Source organism: Flavicella sp. IMCC45668, from assembly GCF_057219105.1.
Map to the genome: position 1 here is coordinate 1,287,823 of NZ_CM170114.1, position 17,170 is coordinate 1,304,992.

The 17,170-nt window shown below is 34.6% G+C and carries 13 protein-coding genes, 2 tRNA genes and 2 rRNA genes; 7 read left to right on the plus strand and 10 right to left on the minus strand.

The genetic code is table 11. From position 1 onward, the window contains the following. Positions 1 to 4 precede the first annotated feature (4 nt). Positions 5 to 958, minus strand: a complete 954-nt coding sequence (locus tag AC2DZ0_RS05805; protein WP_484644278.1) for an FKBP-type peptidyl-prolyl cis-trans isomerase — start codon at positions 956 to 958, stop codon at positions 5 to 7. Between the two features lie 92 nt (positions 959 to 1,050). On the opposite strand from AC2DZ0_RS05805, the gene AC2DZ0_RS05810 reads away from it, so the two are divergent. The 5 genes from AC2DZ0_RS05810 to AC2DZ0_RS05830 all read left to right on the plus strand — a co-directional run bounded on the left by AC2DZ0_RS05810 (position 1,051) and on the right by AC2DZ0_RS05830 (position 3,561). Continuing rightward, complete coding sequence (locus AC2DZ0_RS05810; RefSeq protein ID WP_484644280.1) at positions 1,051 to 1,455, plus strand: RNA-binding S4 domain-containing protein; 405 nt, start codon at positions 1,051 to 1,053, stop codon at positions 1,453 to 1,455. A gap of 52 nt (positions 1,456 to 1,507) precedes the next feature. Continuing rightward, positions 1,508 to 2,005 (plus strand): phosphoribosyltransferase family protein, encoded by a 498-nt coding sequence (locus AC2DZ0_RS05815; RefSeq protein ID WP_484644282.1) that lies wholly within the window; start codon positions 1,508 to 1,510, stop codon positions 2,003 to 2,005. A 164-nt stretch (positions 2,006 to 2,169) separates the two neighbouring features. After that, positions 2,170 to 2,242, plus strand: a tRNA-Lys gene (locus tag AC2DZ0_RS05820). A 332-nt stretch (positions 2,243 to 2,574) separates the two neighbouring features. Then, a tRNA-Leu gene (locus AC2DZ0_RS05825) sits at positions 2,575 to 2,658 on the plus strand. 114 nt (positions 2,659 to 2,772) lie between these two features. Further along, positions 2,773 to 3,561, plus strand: coding sequence for a carboxypeptidase-like regulatory domain-containing protein (locus AC2DZ0_RS05830; protein ID WP_484644284.1), 789 nt, complete (start codon positions 2,773 to 2,775; stop codon positions 3,559 to 3,561). Positions 3,562 to 3,620: 59 nt separating this feature from the next. On the opposite strand, the gene AC2DZ0_RS05835 is transcribed toward AC2DZ0_RS05830, so the two are convergent. The 4 genes from AC2DZ0_RS05835 to AC2DZ0_RS05850 all read right to left on the minus strand — a co-directional run bounded on the left by AC2DZ0_RS05835 (position 3,621) and on the right by AC2DZ0_RS05850 (position 9,222). Continuing rightward, positions 3,621 to 5,129, minus strand: coding sequence for a DEAD/DEAH box helicase (locus AC2DZ0_RS05835; protein WP_484492080.1), 1,509 nt, complete (start codon positions 5,127 to 5,129; stop codon positions 3,621 to 3,623). Positions 5,130 to 5,423: 294 nt separating this feature from the next. After that, complete coding sequence (locus AC2DZ0_RS05840) at positions 5,424 to 5,846, minus strand: secondary thiamine-phosphate synthase enzyme YjbQ (RefSeq protein ID WP_484644286.1); 423 nt, start codon at positions 5,844 to 5,846, stop codon at positions 5,424 to 5,426. An 81-nt stretch (positions 5,847 to 5,927) separates the two neighbouring features. Then, on the minus strand, positions 5,928 to 7,829 hold the full coding sequence (dnaK, locus tag AC2DZ0_RS05845) for a molecular chaperone DnaK (RefSeq protein WP_484492082.1): 1,902 nt from the start codon (positions 7,827 to 7,829) through the stop codon (positions 5,928 to 5,930). 175 nt (positions 7,830 to 8,004) lie between these two features. Beyond that, positions 8,005 to 9,222, minus strand: coding sequence for an ABC transporter ATP-binding protein (locus AC2DZ0_RS05850; protein ID WP_484644294.1), 1,218 nt, complete (start codon positions 9,220 to 9,222; stop codon positions 8,005 to 8,007). A gap of 85 nt (positions 9,223 to 9,307) precedes the next feature. On the opposite strand from AC2DZ0_RS05850, the gene AC2DZ0_RS05855 reads away from it, so the two are divergent. Further along, positions 9,308 to 10,423 carry an acyltransferase family protein gene (locus AC2DZ0_RS05855; protein ID WP_484644296.1) on the plus strand — a complete coding sequence of 372 codons (1,116 nt, stop codon included), beginning with the start codon at positions 9,308 to 9,310 and terminating at the stop codon, positions 10,421 to 10,423. Here the strand turns inward: AC2DZ0_RS05855 and yaaA are convergent. The 3 genes from yaaA to AC2DZ0_RS05870 are packed head-to-tail and all read right to left on the minus strand — an operon-like array spanning position 10,369 to position 12,745. After that, the gene (gene yaaA / locus AC2DZ0_RS05860) at positions 10,369 to 11,127 is read right to left on the minus strand and encodes a peroxide stress protein YaaA (RefSeq protein WP_484644298.1); all 759 of its coding nucleotides are present in this window, start codon (positions 11,125 to 11,127) and stop codon (positions 10,369 to 10,371) included. The genes AC2DZ0_RS05855 and yaaA overlap by 55 nt on opposite strands. An 18-nt stretch (positions 11,128 to 11,145) precedes the next feature. Next, positions 11,146 to 12,189, minus strand: coding sequence for an RluA family pseudouridine synthase (locus tag AC2DZ0_RS05865; RefSeq protein ID WP_484492086.1), 1,044 nt, complete (start codon positions 12,187 to 12,189; stop codon positions 11,146 to 11,148). A 1-nt stretch (position 12,190) separates the two neighbouring features. Then, positions 12,191 to 12,745: a PASTA domain-containing protein gene (locus AC2DZ0_RS05870; protein ID WP_484644301.1), complete on the minus strand. Its 555-nt coding sequence runs from the start codon at positions 12,743 to 12,745 to the stop codon at positions 12,191 to 12,193. Between the two features lie 91 nt (positions 12,746 to 12,836). On the opposite strand from AC2DZ0_RS05870, the gene AC2DZ0_RS05875 reads away from it, so the two are divergent. Next, positions 12,837 to 13,811 carry a D-alanine--D-alanine ligase gene (locus AC2DZ0_RS05875; protein WP_484644303.1) on the plus strand — a complete coding sequence of 325 codons (975 nt, stop codon included), beginning with the start codon at positions 12,837 to 12,839 and terminating at the stop codon, positions 13,809 to 13,811. A gap of 186 nt (positions 13,812 to 13,997) precedes the next feature. Here AC2DZ0_RS05875 and rrf read toward each other — a convergent pair. Together rrf and AC2DZ0_RS05885 are read right to left on the minus strand one after the other, a co-directional pair. Next, a 5S ribosomal RNA gene (rrf, locus tag AC2DZ0_RS05880) occupies positions 13,998 to 14,108 on the minus strand. 165 nt (positions 14,109 to 14,273) lie between these two features. Continuing rightward, positions 14,274 to 17,103, minus strand: a 23S ribosomal RNA gene (locus tag AC2DZ0_RS05885). Between the last annotated feature and the right edge of the window lie 67 nt (positions 17,104 to 17,170).

A 17,170-nucleotide genomic window follows, 5' to 3' on the forward strand; every position in this document is an offset into this window, starting at 1 on the left:
AATTCTATAATACTTTATATTGAGGTGTTCCACCCGTTGGACTCACTATTTGCTGCTGTCCGTTTTCATCTGTTTCATAAGAAAATTCTACATTCCCTCGAGCATCAACATCCGGGAATTCCAAGAGCACCTGATCTTTAGTAAGATTAAAATCATTATTATCATCTACATCCTCAAAATCATCTTTTGTATCACCATCTGTATTATACGTGGTTATATTACCGGCGAGATCATAATTAATTTCAAATTTCGTTGGAACCATATCTAGATCTGTATCGATTAATTTTACATCATTCAATTCAATTCTAAAAATCAATGGCGAATTTGCCGGAATCAATGCAGTACCTCCATTTTGGTATCCTAAACCTGAAGGCATAATTAAATACCCTTTTCCTGAATTATGAAAAATAAAATCATCATCTGTATCCGTTTCAAAAGTTCCTCTTTTAAATTTAGGTAATCCTCTTGCCCATCCTTGAATTGTATTCGGTAACATAAACCAAATAGGGTAATCTTCTCTAGAATCAAACACGGTGCTATCCAATAACGTACCTGCATATTTCACAAAAACAGAATCTACAGGAGATGGGCTAGAATAACCTTCATTACCTGTATCAATTCCTGCAGCAATCTCGTAATAATACATTTTATAATCCGCAACAGTTCCATTTGCATCAATGCCCTCAATAGAGTCTAAATTAGTATCTAAATTTAAAGGTAACTGATCCACTATAGGCAATGCTCCAGTGGCTTCACTTCCTGTACCAATAGTCCAAAAAACGCTGTCTTTGGTATTGTAATAATGATTCGCTAAGTATAGATCTATTGAATCTTGATCTATAGATATCTGAGCCTCATGATCAAACGGAGGAATCTCAATTTGATTATCATCTTTTTTACAAGAAACAATGATAATCGAAGCTATAATAATAAAGCTTAAAAGAATATTTTTATTCATTTTTAGTGAATTGAAGTACTTATTTTTAAAAGTCGCAATGTACAATTTTCCTATCTTTGTTAAAAGTATATAGTAACATTTTAACTTTTTGAATGAGAATTGATAAATACCTGTGGACAGTACGATACTATAAAACAAGATCTCTTGCTACGGAGGCCTGTAAAAAGGGACATATAAAAATAAATGGCGCCAATGTTAAACCAGCGAAGGATGTTTATATTGGAGAAAAAATTAGCATTCGTAAAAACCAAATAAATTATCAGATAGAAGTTTTAGATATCCCCAAAAACAGAATGGGTGCAAAATTGGTTGACTTATACAGAAAAGACACGACACCTAAAGAAGAATTTGATGCACAAGAATTACTTAAATACTCTAAAGATTATTATCGTAAAAAAGGTGTAGGAAGGCCAACTAAAAAAGATAGAAGAGATATCGATGAATATTATGAAGATCCGTTTTTAATGGATATTGAAGACAACGACGATGATGAGTAGCCACTCTTTTTCAAATAAAAAATTATACCATAAAGAAACAACAACAACAATAATGACAGACAATAGTATCCTCACCAACGACCAAATCGTTCATAAAACGCGAAGAATTGCGTATCAAATTTTAGAAAATAATGTAAATGAGAAAGAAGTTATTCTTGCAGGTATTTGTGGTAACGGCTACATCTTTGCTACTCGAATTCAACAAATACTAGAAGAAATATCTGAACTTAAAATAAGTCTATGTGAAGTGAACATCAACAAAAAAAATCCGAGAGAAGAAGTTACTACTTCAATTCCTAAAGAAGGTTATGAAAACAAGTCTTTAGTTTTAGTTGACGATGTTCTAAATTCTGGCTCCACATTAATCTACGGAGTTAAGCACTTTTTAGAGGTATCATTGGTAAGATTCAAAACGGCGGTGTTAGTTAATAGAAATCACAAAAAATATCCAGTAAAAGCAGATTTTAAAGGAATCTCTTTATCTACTTCTCTTAAAGAGCATATCAAGGTAGAATTTAAAGAAGATTCGGCAATTGCTTACTTAATTTAAGTCTTGAATGCATAAATATTTTAAAAAAAATATTTTATTCCATTCTATTTTACTGATTCTATTAGGCTTACATTTCTTGAAAAAAAAAGCTTAAAAAAGTACTCTAATTTTCTTGCAGAATTAAAATATGGAGGTATATTTGCACTCGCAATATCGCATTGCATGACCTGGTAGCTCAGTTGGTAGAGCATCTCCCTTTTAAGGAGAGGGTCCTGGGTTCGAGCCCCAGCCCGGTCACATAAAACAAAAAGACTAAGTTTTCACTTAGTCTTTTTTTTGTTTAAAATTCTCCTAAAAAACTCTTACTCCATAAATTCACGCTAGAAATCAAAGATTATTTTTTCATTAATTTAACTGAAAAATAATTTCTTGATTTTTCCTATTTGAACTCACTAAAAAATTTTAATATCAAAAAGACCTAATTTTATTTTAAACAAAAAAAATAAATATCGTACTTCTATTTCTAAGGGTCTATTTTTTTTAATAATCCTAAATTTATTTTTATAAGAACCTTTTTTAGTCTTAGTTACATTCCTATATTTGCATCCGATTGCAATACACAATTAAATGCACACATGGCGGAATTGGTAGACGCGCGGGCTTGAGGGGCTCGTGTCCGTAAGGACGTGGAAGTTCGAGTCTTCTTGTGTGCACAACAACTCAATTACTCTTCATCAGACTAAATAAATCTCAACATGGTTTTTTAACGATGCGTAATTTCTAAATTTTTTAACAACATTTCTTTTGATAATTAGTATACTTGTAAGATGCAAAAAATTGTTATAACATTCCTTTTGGCTACTTTAATTAGCTTTTTCGGGTATTCTCAAGAAACTCAGAAATCTGTCGATTTGAATGGTGTTATTTTAGATGGAAAATCCAAAGAGCCTTTAGGTGGTTCTCATATATTAAACTTAAACTCTGTCCGTGGTACAACTACCAATTTTGATGGTCAGTTTAGTATTCCTGCTACCGTTAATGACACAATCATGATTTCCTATATTGGATATCAATCTATAAAACTTAAAATCACAAATGATTTACTTAAGGGAAATGAGCTATCGATTACCCTATACGAAAAGGCTGATGAAATTGGAGAGGTGACTGTAAAAACACACAATTTGATTGGTGTCTTAGAAGTGGATATCAAACAAGTTCCTAAAGACAAATACACAAGAATTCATATCAATGGATTAGCGCAAACTTATGAGACTGGAAAACCAACTCCCAAAAGTTTCACTTCTTTAAATGCAGCTGTTTTCCATCCAGTAGATTTTATGTATAATATGTTTGGAAAAAAACCAAAATCCCTTAAAAAGCTAAAAAAACTGAAGGATGAAGATGAGTTGAGAGAGATTTTAGGTCAGAAGTTTGATAGAGAGGTTATGATGGAATATTTAGATATGAATGAGAAACAACTTCAAGAACTATTGGACGATTGTAACTACTCAGAATATTTTATTAGAACTGCTAGTGACTTGCAAGTTGTAGAGGCCATTTTGGACTGTCATGAAAACTACAAAGCACTTCAAGAAGGTTCTTTAAAACAAGATTAATAAAAAATTAAACAAATAAAAAAAGGCTAACATTTCTGTTAGCCTTTTTTTATTACTTACTATGAAAAACTTTGGTTAATCATAGTGCTTAATCTTCTCTTATAATCATCCTCTAACCATTGAATATAGTTTTTGGTACTTTTTATAATACAATAAGAATATTTTTTAATTCTATCTGAAATATCATCTTGTAACAATCTAGAAAGAATACGTGCATCAAAAACATCTTCACTATTCTCTACACATAACTTACAATGCTGTTCTATAGATTTATCCAACACTACCTTAGATTTAATATTCATCTTAATAGCTTTATCGTATTCCTCTTTTACATTAAAGTAAAAATCCGTTGAATTCGGAAACTCCGCTCTAATCTCTGGAGGCATCGTATAGGTAAAATTACGTTCTATATCCTCATCTCCAATTAAGTTATCTAAATAGTATAACGGTGAGCTAAATATTTTTCTCCAATCTAAAGGAGTTCCCCATAAACCAAATCTAGCAGCATTATTACCTAAGTCTAATACCGTAAAATCTTTTTTATCCCCAATTACACGAGATCCCCTACCAATCATCTGATAGTATAAAGTAATTGATTTTGTTGCTCTATTTAAGATAATAGTTTCAACCGACGGTTCATCAAATCCAGTTGTTAAAATCCCAACTGATGTTAAAATGGCATTTGGAGTTTCCTTAAACCATTTCAAAATATATTCTCTCTCTTGCTTAGAATTCGTGTTATCCAAGTGCATTACATCATACCCCTCTGCCTTAAAAGTTTCATAAACATGTAAAGATGTGTTTATACCATTGTTAAAAATCAATGTTTTTTTACCCAAGGACTTCTCTTCATAAGCATAAAGTAACTTTTCCTGCATCAAGTTATTTGAATACAGCTCTTCTGACGACTTAACGGTATAATCTCCATTAATACCAACTTTTAAGGTTCCCAAAGCAACGTCATACGTGTACGTTGTAGCTTTAGCTAAGAAACCTCTATCTACCAATGATTGAACCGGTTCTCCAACTAACAATTCATTGTAAATTTCATTCATCGGCAATTTCATATTAGAACTTAACGGTGTTGCCGTAACTCCTAAAATAAAACAGTTTTCAAAATATTTAAATAACTTTCTAAAGGAATTATAATGAGCCTCATCAATAATAACCAATCCAATCTGATCCAACTCTAATTTGTCGTCATTCAAACGATTCTTTAAAGTTTCTACCATCGCAACAAAACACATGTATTCGTCTTGATCATGCAGTTCTTTTACGTTACTGTTAATTATTTTATTTTTAACATCAAATTCAGTCAACATTCTTGAAGTCTGATTACATAACTCAATTCTATGAGTTAAAATCAAAACTTTCTTTCCTGTTTCCTCAATATAACGTCGCGCTATTTCAGAAAAAATTACCGTTTTACCACCACCTGTTGGTAATTGATAAACTAAATTATAACTCTCTGGGTTACTTTCAATTTTTCCAAAAATTTGCCTTAAAGCTTCTTTTTGATAATCGTATAACTCTTTCCCTGTATTTTTTTTAGATGTAGAAGTCGTCAAATCTTAAATCTGTTTGTTTATAATGTGAAACCTTGCAAAAATAGGTACTTTATTAGGTATTACGAAATGCTTTCACAACTATTTTAATTATGCTTTTGTTAAATTATGTCGTATAAGTACTGATTATATCTTTAGTAACAGCCTTCGAAAAAGCTATTAAAACAGTTATTCATTGATTATCAATATAGTGTTAGAAAAATATGCTATTTTATTGATATGACACAGCAGGCACAGAACAAAAGCCATACTTTATTTTTCAAATAAATTGGTTCAAATGCATTATCCTGTTTCAAATTAATTTCCAATTGCCGTAAGTACAATAGTACGCGCTCCACCATAATTTCTATGTTCCCCCAAATATATTCCTTGCCAAATCCCCATATTTAGTTTTCCGTTAGTTATGGGAATCGTAACAGAAGATCCTAACATTGAAGCTTTAATATGAGCAGGCATATCATCTGCTCCTTCATAATCATGCTTATAATAAGGCATGTTTTCTGGAATCATTTTATTTATGTGCGTTTCAAAATCCTCTCTTACCGTTGGGTCGGCATTTTCATTGATCGTAAGACTTGCGGAAGTATGTTTTATAAAAACCTGGAGTTGTCCTTGATTTATTTGGTTAATTTCTGAGATTTCACGCATGACTTCACTGGTTATTAAATGATAACCTCTCGATTTCGGTTTCAATGTAACTTCTTTTTGGATTATTTTCATAACAGTTCATTTATATTAAATAAAAAATAGCCATTTGGAAGTTTCCAAATGGCTATTTATCAATAGTATTTTAAAGATAAATTATTTTACCTCTTCAAAATCAACATCTTCTACTGAATCTTCAGTACTTCCGTTTGGTTCTGCTTGCTGAGCTCCAGCATCAGCACCACCTTGTGCTTGCTGTGCAGCAGCTTGAAATTCAGCTGCAGCTCCTTGTAAAGCAGTATTTAAAGCCTCTGTTGCAGTGTCAATAGCTGTAATATCTTTAGCAGCATGTGCTGTTTTCAATTCAGCTAAAGCAGCATCAATAGGTGCTTTTTTATCTTCAGGAAGTTTTCCTTCAACTTCTTTCAATTGAGTTTCCGTTTGGAAAATCATTTGATCCGCTGTATTTAACTTCTCCGCAGTTTCTTTTGCTTTGGCATCAGCGTCAGCATTTGCTTCAGCATCAGCTTTCATTTTTGCAATTTCCTCTTCTGACAATCCAGATGAAGCTTCAATCTTAATTTCTTGAGATTTGTTTGTAGCCTTATCTACTGCAGATACTTTAATAATTCCATTTGCATCAATATCAAATGTTACTTCAATTTGAGGTGCTCCTCTTTGTGCTGGTGGAATATCTGTTAATTGGAAACGACCAATTGTTTTGTTATCCGCAGCCATTGCTCTTTCTCCTTGTAACACATGGATATCAACAGATGGTTGGTTGTCTACAGCTGTAGAGAACACTTGAGATTTTTTAGTTGGAATTGTAGTATTCGCTTCAATTAATTTAGTGAAAACATTCCCCATAGTCTCAATTCCTAATGATAAAGGTGTAACGTCTAATAACAATACATCTTTTACATCACCTGCTAAAACTCCTCCTTGAATCGCTGCTCCAATGGCAACAACTTCATCAGGGTTTACTCCTTTATTAGGTTCTTTACCAAAGAATTCTTTTACTTTTTCTTGAATTACAGGAATTCTTGTAGACCCTCCTACTAAAATTACTTCATCAATTTCAGAAGTTGATAAATCTGCATCTTGCAATGCTTTCTTAACTGGCTCCATAGAACGAGTTACCAATTCAGCAGCTAATTGCTCAAATTTAGCACGTGTTAATGTTTTTACTAAATGCTTAGGTCCTGCAGCAGTAGCCGTAACATATGGTAAATTAATTTCTGTTTGAGCAGAAGAAGACAATTCAACTTTTGCTTTTTCAGCAGCTTCTTTCAAACGTTGTAAAGCCATAGGATCCAAACGTAAATCTACATCTTCCTCTGATTTAAACTCATCCGCTAACCAGTCGATAATAACTTCATCAAAGTCATCCCCTCCTAAGTGAGTATCTCCATTTGTAGACAATACTTCAAATACTCCTTCTCCAATTTCTAAGATAGAAATATCAAATGTACCCCCACCTAAATCGTATACAGCAATCTTTTGGTCAGTCCCTTTTTTATCAATTCCATAAGCCAATGCAGCTGCAGTAGGCTCATTAATAATTCTTTGTACTTTTAAACCTGCAATTTCACCCGCTTCTTTTGTAGCTTGACGCTGTGCATCGTTAAAGTATGCTGGTACAGTAATTACCGCTTCTGAAACATCAGCTCCTAAGTAATCTTCTGCTGTTTTTTTCATTTTTTGAAGTGTCATTGCTGAAACTTCTTGTGGAGTATACAAACGACCATCAATATCAACTCTAGGTGTATCGTTGTCTCCTTTTACAACTTTATAAGGTACTCTTGAAACTTCACTAGCACATTCAGAAAATTTATTTCCCATGAAACGCTTCACAGATGCAATCGTTTTTGTTGGGTTTGTTACCGCTTGTCTTTTTGCAGGGTCTCCAACTTTACGCTCTCCTCCTTCTACAAATGCAACTATAGATGGTGTAGTTCTTTTTCCTTCTGCATTAGGGATAACAACTGGTTCATTACCCTCCATTACAGAAACACATGAATTTGTTGTTCCTAAATCGATTCCAATAATCTTACTCATAATATTTATATTTAATCTGTTTATATCAAATTTACGATTAGCTATAGTCAATCTTTGTGCCAACAATAAATGACTCGTAAAATGTCAGATTATCATTTTTTATAATGACAGGATGTCATTTTTTATGTAAAAAAAGAATCAGAATATGACTAAATTGTCACATGAATAAAAAAGATTACAGGATTTCACCTGTTGAGCCACTTGATGATTTTGATAATTTATATGTTTTATCTGGAGTCAAACCATCTTCCATTCTATGGGACACGTAAATAATGGTAGTTTTTGTTTGTTTTCCTATTCTGTTGATCAGCTTTACTATTAACTGGGTACTTTCAGCATCCAATCCTGAAGTTGGCTCATCTAAAATCAATAAAGGTGGATGCTTTACCATCGCTCGAGCAATCAATACCATTCGTTGTTTCGAAAGTGGTAAAGTCATAAAAGTACTGTTTAAGAATTCTGACAATCCAATTAATTCAATCCATTCTTTCGCTAAAGCAATATGACTATCTAAAGGCTTAACATATAACCCAACAGAATCATAAAAACCAGATAACACCATATGTAAAACTGAATGCCTCCTGTTAAATAATTCTGTTATGTTTGGTGTAAAGTATCCTATTTTTTGTTTGATTTCCCAAACATTCTCTTCCGTTCCTTTTAATTTATCAAATAAAATAATGTTCTGTCCATAGGCTTTATGACTATCACCGGTGATTAAGGACAGTAATGTTGTTTTACCACTACCGTTTTCTCCAATCAATTGCCAAAATTCACCTAAATTAATCTGCCAGTCAATATTCTTTAAAACAACTTTGTCAAAAAACTTAATAGTGACACCTCTTAGGTTTACAAAGTTTTTATAATTGTAAATGAAATTAGTTGTAGTATCAGGGATTTTTAAAAGAGTCAAATTAGTATTTTCATTATCAAAATATTCCTCAATAGTTCCTTTGTAGGGAATCAAAGAATTATCATGAAAATTAAAAAATGCAACAGACCGTATCAATGGAATGGAAGCCTTTCTCATAACTTGAATCAAATACCCCACTTCAGAATAGTCTCGTAATAATTCATCAATCAGCAAAAGATTTTTGGAATCCAAATTCTCATGAATAGTATCTACAAATAAAAATGTTGGCTTTAAATGTAAAAGATATTTAAGTACTGCAAGTTTACGTTCTCCACTAGACATGGTTCGTAAGGTTTGACCTTCTCGCTCTAGAATCACAGAAGAATCCCTTTTAGACTCCTCCAACACTAAATTAGTAATAGTTTTCTCCGTAAAAAACAATATGTCTTTGGGATTTCTTTTGATTCCTAATACTTCATAACCAAAAATAAAATCTTCCTTAATTAAAATCGCAATGTGAGCTTTAGGTAATTCTTTCATAAAATTATTTTAAATATAAGTTGACAACATGCAATACATACAATGACTAAAATTATATATATTTGATTAAAGCATTACAATTTTCATGAATATAGATAAAATCAGTCTCAAAGCTACTTCTTATTTAAAAGGAATTGGTATTCTCATGATTATTTTTCATAACTATTTTAATCATATAGTTCCTTCAGTAGGTCATAATGAATTTTACTTCCAGCCAAACCAAATAAATAATTTCATTAGTCAAACCCTTAATTCTCCTTCAAGTTTTTTTCAAAATTTTGTTACTTATTTTGGTCATTTTGGAGTACAAATATTTATTTTCTGCAGTGGATACGGTCTCGCAATTATATACTACGGTAAAGAATTAAAATTTAAAAGATTTATAACGAATCGATTCATAAAACTCTACCCTACTTTTACGATTGCAATAATTCTATTGTTATTTTACCAGTATATCATTCTGAATATGGATTTTTCATACCGAGTTATAGGATCTATAGCAATTAGATACACTTTAGTTGCTAATTTAATTCCAGGAAAGGTTTTCACTCTTAGCGGCCCTTATTGGTTTTATTCAATGATCGTTCAATTATACTTTTGTTTCCCTTTTTTGATGAAGATTCATAAAAAACATAAACATGGATTATACTTTATTATAATCATTACCTACCTAATAATTTTATCCACTGCTAGCATTTTTACTAAAATTAATTTCAGCTTACATTATAATTTCATTGGAAACCTACCTGTATTTATTATTGGAATCATATGGGCTACCTCAAAGCAAACTAAACCTTTTTTATTAATTTGGTTACTGTCTATCCTAATTTTCATATTCGGGCAATACAACGCGTATCTATGGTCTTTTACGCAAATTAGCATGATTCTTATTTCAATACCTGTCTTAACAGGTTTCTATAAACAAACAAGAAACACATACATCGGAAAAACGATTATCAAGATTGGCGAACTTTCAATGTACTTATTCGCTGTTAGCGGTTTTTTAAGACAACCATGGTTGGAAACAACGAATAATCCAGCGAAAAAACATAACCAATATCTATATTTTGCACTCTATTTTCTAATCACAATTGTGGTTGCCTATGTATTAAAAAGTATTGTAAAAAAAACACTTCCGATTTTCTTCTATCTCACAAAGACAAGCTCTTGCTCTGTCGACAATTCTTCACTAAAACCATAGCCATCTACATTAAACCCTTTTAAACCTTCAATATCATTTATATCATTATCAATAATATATCTAACCATCATACCCCTTGCTTTTTTTGCGAAAAATGAAATCATCTTAAGCTTTCCATCTTTATAATCTTTAAATTGAGGAGTTACAATGGTGTTATTGATTAATTTAGGTTTTACTACTTTGTAATATTCATTACTTGCCAAATTTACCAAAAGCTCCCCTTCTTTCATTTCAGCATTAAGCAAATCTGTTATTTTATTTCCCCAAAATTGATATAAATTTTCTTTGGTTCCTACCTTTAATTTAGTTCCCATTTCCAATCTATAAGCTTGAATTAAATCCAAAGGTTTTAGAATACCATATAAACCAGACAAAATTCGCAACTTATCGTTCAATTGTCTTAATTTATTCTCTTCAATAGTATAGGCATCCAAACCGATATAAACATCACCTTTAAAAGCATATACAGCTTGCCTAGCATTCTCAAGATCAAATGGTAATTTCCAATCCTGATTCCTTTGCCAATTTAAATCAGACAATTTGGCTGAAATAGACATTAATTCACCTATTTTTTTGGGTGATTTCTTTTTCAAAACCGTTGAAATCTTTTCTGAATCCTCTAAGAATTCAGGTTGACTAAAACTATTTGTTGGTATTGCTGAATCCAAATCTAAAGATTTGGCAGGGGAAATAACTATTTTCATAAGAAATAAATCATTATTTTATTTAAGATCTTCTTTTGTGTTGATTGTATAAGCACGCCATCTTTCCAAGGCACTCAACATATCTTCTGGAGTATCTGATGTAAATCTCATCATCTCCTTTGTCGTTGGATGCATAAAACCAAGCGTTTTTGCATGTAAAGCCTGTCTTGGTAACTCTTTAAAAGTATTCTCAACAAACTGCTTGTATTTAGTAAATGTTGTTCCTTTTAGTACTGCATCACCACCATATCTAGCATCATTAAATAAAGTATGTCCAATATATTTAAAATGAGCACGTATCTGATGTGTTCTACCCGTTTCTAAACGACATTCCACCAAAGTTACATAATTAAATCTCTCTAAAACTTTAAAATGACTCACTGCATGTTTTCCAAAATCTCCATCTGGAAAAACCGACATCTGAAGCCTATTTTTTAAGCTTCTACCAATATTACCTTCAATCGTACCTTCATCCTCTTCAATGTTTCCCCATACCAAGGCATGATAAACCCTTTCCGTAGTTTTGTCAAAAAATTGTTTGGCTAAGAAAGTCATGGCTGCTTCCGTTTTTGCAATCACTAATAGACCACTTGTATCTTTGTCTATTCGATGCACCAAACCAGGACGCTCATTACTATTTTTTGGTAAATTTTCTATATGATGCATCAATCCATTTACAAGGGTACCCGTATAATTTCCATGACCAGGATGCACAACCATACCAGCCTTTTTATTTACAACGATCAAAGCATCATCCTCATAAACTATATCCAATGGCAAATCTTCTGCAACTAATTCATGTTCTACTGGTGGAAATTCTAATACCACCGTAATAACATCTTTTGCCTTCACTTTATAGCTCGACTTCACTGCAACATCATTTGCAAATATTTTTCCAGCTTTCGCAGCCTCTTGAATTTTATTTCTAGTTGCTCTTTCAATAAAATTCATTAAAAACTTATCAACTCTTAATGGAACCTGTCCGTCAGCGGCTACAAATCTATAATGCTCAAATTGATCCTCTTGGTCCAATTCATTATTTTCTACTCCCTGTTCTATCATATTATTTTCCTTTACCATTACCCAAAACTAAATCGATTTCAGAGTGTTTTTCTAATTTATCACCTTGTTTTAAGTAATTACCATCACTTCTAAGCTTTCTAACAACATTTCTACCGATATCTGGGATAAACAATATTTTTCCAATTACAAAGCCAGATGATTTTAACTGTGCAATGACCTCATATTTAGTTTTACCATAAAATTCCTGAATTTCAACTTTACCATATTTAGAAGGGTTCAACGTCAAATATATCTTTCTATTTTCTTTGACATAAGATTCCTTTTCTGGAAATTGATTAATCACAGATTTCTTAGGATAATCAGGATTATAACTAGCAGAATCAATCACTTCAAATCTTAAATTCAACTCCGCTAATTTCTTCTGAGCTACTTCTACACTCAACCTAGATAAATCTGGTACTTTTATTTCTTCATTATGATTTGTTGTGGTTGTAAGCCAATTTACCAATCCGAAAAAAATTAAAACTACCATTACAATAGCAATGCTCAACTGAATTAAAAACTGTTTGCTTACGATGTATCTACCTAAACTCATTTTTCACTATTTTGAACAAAGATATAAAACGAATAGGTACCTTATTAAATTATATTTGATATTTTTGAAGCCTAATTCTTAGTCCAATTCTATGACAAAAAAGAACATAGCAGTTATTATGGGAGGATTCTCCTCTGAGCACGAAATCTCAATAAAAAGTGGAACTGTCGTATACAATAATATTGACACAGCTCAATTCAATTCATATAAAATTATAATCTCGAAAAAAAGCTGGTCTTTAATCGATTCTGATAATAAGCTGCATCCTATTGATAAAAATGATTTTTCAGCTACTATAGATAATAAAAAGATTCTATTCGACTTTGTTTTTAATGTTATCCATGGAACTCCTGGTGAAGATGGTAAAATATTGGCATATTTTGATTTACTAAATATTCCTTATAGTTCTGCACCCTTTTACCAGATGGCTTTAACCTTTAACAAAAGAGATTGTTTAAGTGTTGCCAAAAGTTATGGCATTAAAACCGCAACATCCATCTATTTAAACAAAGGCGATGACTATTCTAATGAATTTATTATCAAAAAGGTTGGACTTCCTTTTTTTGTAAAACCTAACAATGCTGGTTCTAGTTTTGGGATTAGCAAAGTACATAAGATAGAAGATTTAGATAAAGCTTTAGAAATAGCATTCCAAGAAGACCACGAAATCCTTATTGAATCTTTTCTTGATGGAATAGAAGTTTCTGTTGGCGTAATTCAATATAATAGAGAAATCATAGTACTACCCATAACGGAAATTGTATCTGAAAACGATTTCTTTGATTATGAAGCAAAATATCTCGGTAAATCTCAAGAAATCACCCCAGCCAGGATCAATAGTATTCAAAAAGAGAATGTTTCCAGAGCAGCAAAACATCTATACAAATCTTTAAACATGAGTGGTTTTTCGAGATCTGAATTTATCTTTATTAATGATGAACCTCATTTTTTAGAAATGAATACAGTTCCTGGGATGACAGAAGCAAGCCTGCTTCCGCAGCAAGCGGAAATTGCTGGAATATCTTTAATGAATTTAATTACAGATACTATCCTAAGTAAACAATAAGCCCTAATTATTATATAATTCTTTAAATCCCTCTTATTAGATAATAAGAGGGATCTTTTTATAAGATTGTATTGTTACAATGTCAGCTTTCCTGAATAGATTGTTCAATAGTATCAATGCAGTAAAAAGTATTTTAAGTTTATCACAAAAAAAAACCTCAATCATTTTACTGATTGAGGTTTCAAAAAAAGGCGGTGACATACTCTCCCACCGGTTAGGCAGTACCATCTGCGCTGATAGGTTTAACTTCTCTGTTCGGAATGGGAAGAGGTGAGCCCTATCGCAATAACCACCTTAAGGTCTTTGTTAGTCTAATTTCTTAAACCAGTATTTAATAATTAACATATTGAAATGCATCAGAGATGCCATAAATATAATATTCAAATTAGAAGTGCTATAATAATTGAGTAATAGAATGTATAAAGAGTTTCCCTCCCGCTAGTTGCCTAGCGGAAGTTCTTTGTACAAAAGCCTATGGGTTATTAGTACTACTTGGCTATGACATTACTGCCTTTACACCTATAGCCTATCAACGTGGTAATCTTCCACGACCCTTTAAAGAAATCTCATCTTGTGGTGGGTTTCGCGCTTATATGCTTTCAGCGCTTATCCCTTCCCAACGTAGCTACTCTGCAATGCCCTTAGCAGAACAACAGATACACCAGAGGTTAGTCCAACTCGGTCCTCTCGTACTAGAGTCAGATCCACGCAAATTTCTAACGCCCGCTACAGATAGAGACCGAACTGTCTCACGACGTTCTGAACCCAGCTCGCGTGCCACTTTAATGGGCGAACAGCCCAACCCTTGGGACCTTCTCCAGCCCCAGGATGTGACGAGCCGACATCGAGGTGCCAAACCCCCCCGTCGATGTGAGCTCTTGGGGGAGATCAGCCTGTTATCCCCGGAGTACCTTTTATCCTTTGAGCGATGGCCCTTCCATGCGGAACCACCGGATCACTATGCTCTTGTTTCCAACCTGATCGACTTGTTAGTCTCGCAGTCAAGCACCCTTATGCCATTGCACTCTACGCACGGTTACCAAGCGTGCTGAGGGTACCTTTAGAAGCCTCCGTTACTCTTTTGGAGGCGACCACCCCAGTCAAACTACCCACCAAGCACTGTCCCCTTCGCAGGGTTAGGCTCTAGACAAGCAAAGGGTGGTATTTCAAGGACGACTAACATACGCCTGGCGACGCATGATCGATGTCTCCCACCTATCCTACACATTACTTATCCAAAGTCAATACTAAGCTATAGTAAAGGTTCACGGGGTCTTTTCGTCCCGTAGCGGGTAATCGGCATCTTCACCGATACTACAATTTCACCGAGCTCATGGCTGAGACAGTGTCCAGATCGTTGCACCATTCGTGCAGGTCGGAACTTACCCGACAAGGAATTTCGCTACCTTAGGACCGTTATAGTTACGGCCGCCGTTTACTGGGGCTTCATTTGAGAGCGTCGCCGAAGCTAACTCCTCCACTTAACCTTCCAGCACCGGGCAGGTGTCAGGCCCTATACATCAACTTTCGTTTTAGCAGAGCCCTGTGTTTTTGATAAACAGTCGCCTGGACCTATTCACTGCGGCCCATCATAGATGGGCGCCCCTTCTCCCCAAGTTACGGGGCGATTTTGCCTAGTTCCTTAGCCATGAATCACTCGAGCACCTTAGAATTCTCTTCCCAACCACCTGTGTCGGTTTAGGGTACGGGCTGCTTCACTCGCTTTTCTTGGAACTCGCTTCGCTGTATTATCACCTTGACCGAAGTCTCAGTGTACTATCGGGGTGTTACCACTCCCTTCAACGTACTATTCTGTCAGTACGCAACAACTATACGAATCCGTCACTTTTAACGTGAGCAGGTACTGGAATATTAACCAGTTGTCCATCGACTACCCCTTTCGGGTTCGCCTTAGGTCCCGACTAACCCTCAGCTGATTAGCATCGCTGAGGAAACCTTGGTCTTTCGGTGGGCGGGTTTCTCACCCGCCTTATCGTTACTTATGCCTACATTTTCTTTTCTAGACGCTCCAGCATTCCTTACAGAACACCTTCAACGCAACTAGAATGCTCCCCTACCACTTATGATAAATCATAAATCCATAGCTTCGGTAATATACTTATGCCCGATTATTATCCATGCTCGATCGCTCGACTAGTGAGCTGTTACGCACTCTTTAAATGAATGGCTGCTTCCAAGCCAACATCCTAGCTGTCTATGCAATCGAACCTCGTTAGTTCAACTTAGTATATATTTGGGGACCTTAGCTGATGGTCTGGGTTCTTTCCCTCTCGGACATGGACCTTAGCACCCATGCCCTCACTGCTGTGTATATTTATTAGCATTCGGAGTTTGTCAGGAATTGGTAGGCGGTGAAGCCCCCGCATCCAATCAGTAGCTCTACCTCTAATAAACTAAACCACAACGCTGCACCTAAATGCATTTCGGGGAGTACGAGCTATTTCCTGGTTTGATTGGCCTTTCACCCCTACCCACAGGTCATCCCAAGACTTTTCAACGTCAACGGGTTCGGTCCTCCACTGTATGTTACTACAGCTTCAACCTGCCCATGGGTAGATCACCAGGTTTCGCGTCTACTACTACTAACTATACGCCCTATTCAGACTCGCTTTCGCTACGGCTGCGTGACTGAATCACTTAACCTTGCTAGAAACAGTAACTCGTAGGCTCATTATGCAAAAGGCACGCCGTCACACAGTAAATGTGCTTCGACCGCTTGTAGGCGTACGGTTTCAGGATCTCTTTCACTCCCTTACTTAGGGTTCTTTTCACCTTTCCCTCACGGTACTAGTTCACTATCGGTCTCTCAGGAGTATTTAGCCTTACCGGATGGTCCCGGTGGATTCATACAGGATTACTCGTGTCCCGCACTACTCAGGATACCACTATCAATAATTAATCTTACCCGTACGGGGCTATCACCCTCTATGGCCAAACTTTCCAGTTTGTTCTGATTCAATTAACATCAAATATCGTGGTCCTACAACCCCAAACTTGCCGAAACAAGCTTGGTTTGGGCTAATCCGCGTTCGCTCGCCACTACTAACGGAATCACTATTGTTTTCTCTTCCTCCGGTTACTTAGATGTTTCAGTTCACCGGGTTCGCCCTCCTTGCGGAGTAACATGTCTTCAACATGCTGGGTTGTCCCATTCGGAAATCTTCGGATCAATTCTTATGTGCAAATCCCCGAAGCTTATCGCAGCTTATCGCGTCCTTCATCGCCTCTGAGAGCCTAGGCATCCGCCATACGCCCTTACTTAGCTTTTTGTACTTTTTGCTCTTTTATTCTATTATTTGTATAATGTAAATAGTATCAGAAACAAAGTATTACTACCT

Excerpts from the sequence above, each read along its gene's own strand:
- AC2DZ0_RS05870 (WP_484644301.1), bottom strand. The coding sequence starts at position 12,745 with ATGAGTTTAGGTAGATACATCGTAAGCAAACAGTTTTTAATTCAGTTG.
- AC2DZ0_RS05815 (WP_484644282.1), top strand. The coding sequence starts at position 1,508 with ATGACAGACAATAGTATCCTCACCAACGACCAAATCGTTCATAAAACG.
- AC2DZ0_RS05875 (WP_484644303.1), top strand. The coding sequence starts at position 12,837 with ATGACAAAAAAGAACATAGCAGTTATTATGGGAGGATTCTCCTCTGAG.
- AC2DZ0_RS05840 (WP_484644286.1), bottom strand. The coding sequence starts at position 5,846 with ATGAAAATAATCCAAAAAGAAGTTACATTGAAACCGAAATCGAGAGGT.
- AC2DZ0_RS05855 (WP_484644296.1), top strand. The coding sequence starts at position 9,308 with ATGAATATAGATAAAATCAGTCTCAAAGCTACTTCTTATTTAAAAGGA.
- AC2DZ0_RS05810 (WP_484644280.1), top strand. The coding sequence starts at position 1,051 with ATGAGAATTGATAAATACCTGTGGACAGTACGATACTATAAAACAAGA.
- AC2DZ0_RS05850 (WP_484644294.1), bottom strand. The coding sequence starts at position 9,222 with ATGAAAGAATTACCTAAAGCTCACATTGCGATTTTAATTAAGGAAGAT.
- AC2DZ0_RS05830 (WP_484644284.1), top strand. The coding sequence starts at position 2,773 with ATGCAAAAAATTGTTATAACATTCCTTTTGGCTACTTTAATTAGCTTT.
- AC2DZ0_RS05805 (WP_484644278.1), bottom strand. The coding sequence starts at position 958 with ATGAATAAAAATATTCTTTTAAGCTTTATTATTATAGCTTCGATTATC.
- AC2DZ0_RS05865 (WP_484492086.1), bottom strand. The coding sequence starts at position 12,189 with ATGATAGAACAGGGAGTAGAAAATAATGAATTGGACCAAGAGGATCAA.
- yaaA (WP_484644298.1), bottom strand. The coding sequence starts at position 11,127 with ATGAAAATAGTTATTTCCCCTGCCAAATCTTTAGATTTGGATTCAGCA.
- dnaK (WP_484492082.1), bottom strand. The coding sequence starts at position 7,829 with ATGAGTAAGATTATTGGAATCGATTTAGGAACAACAAATTCATGTGTT.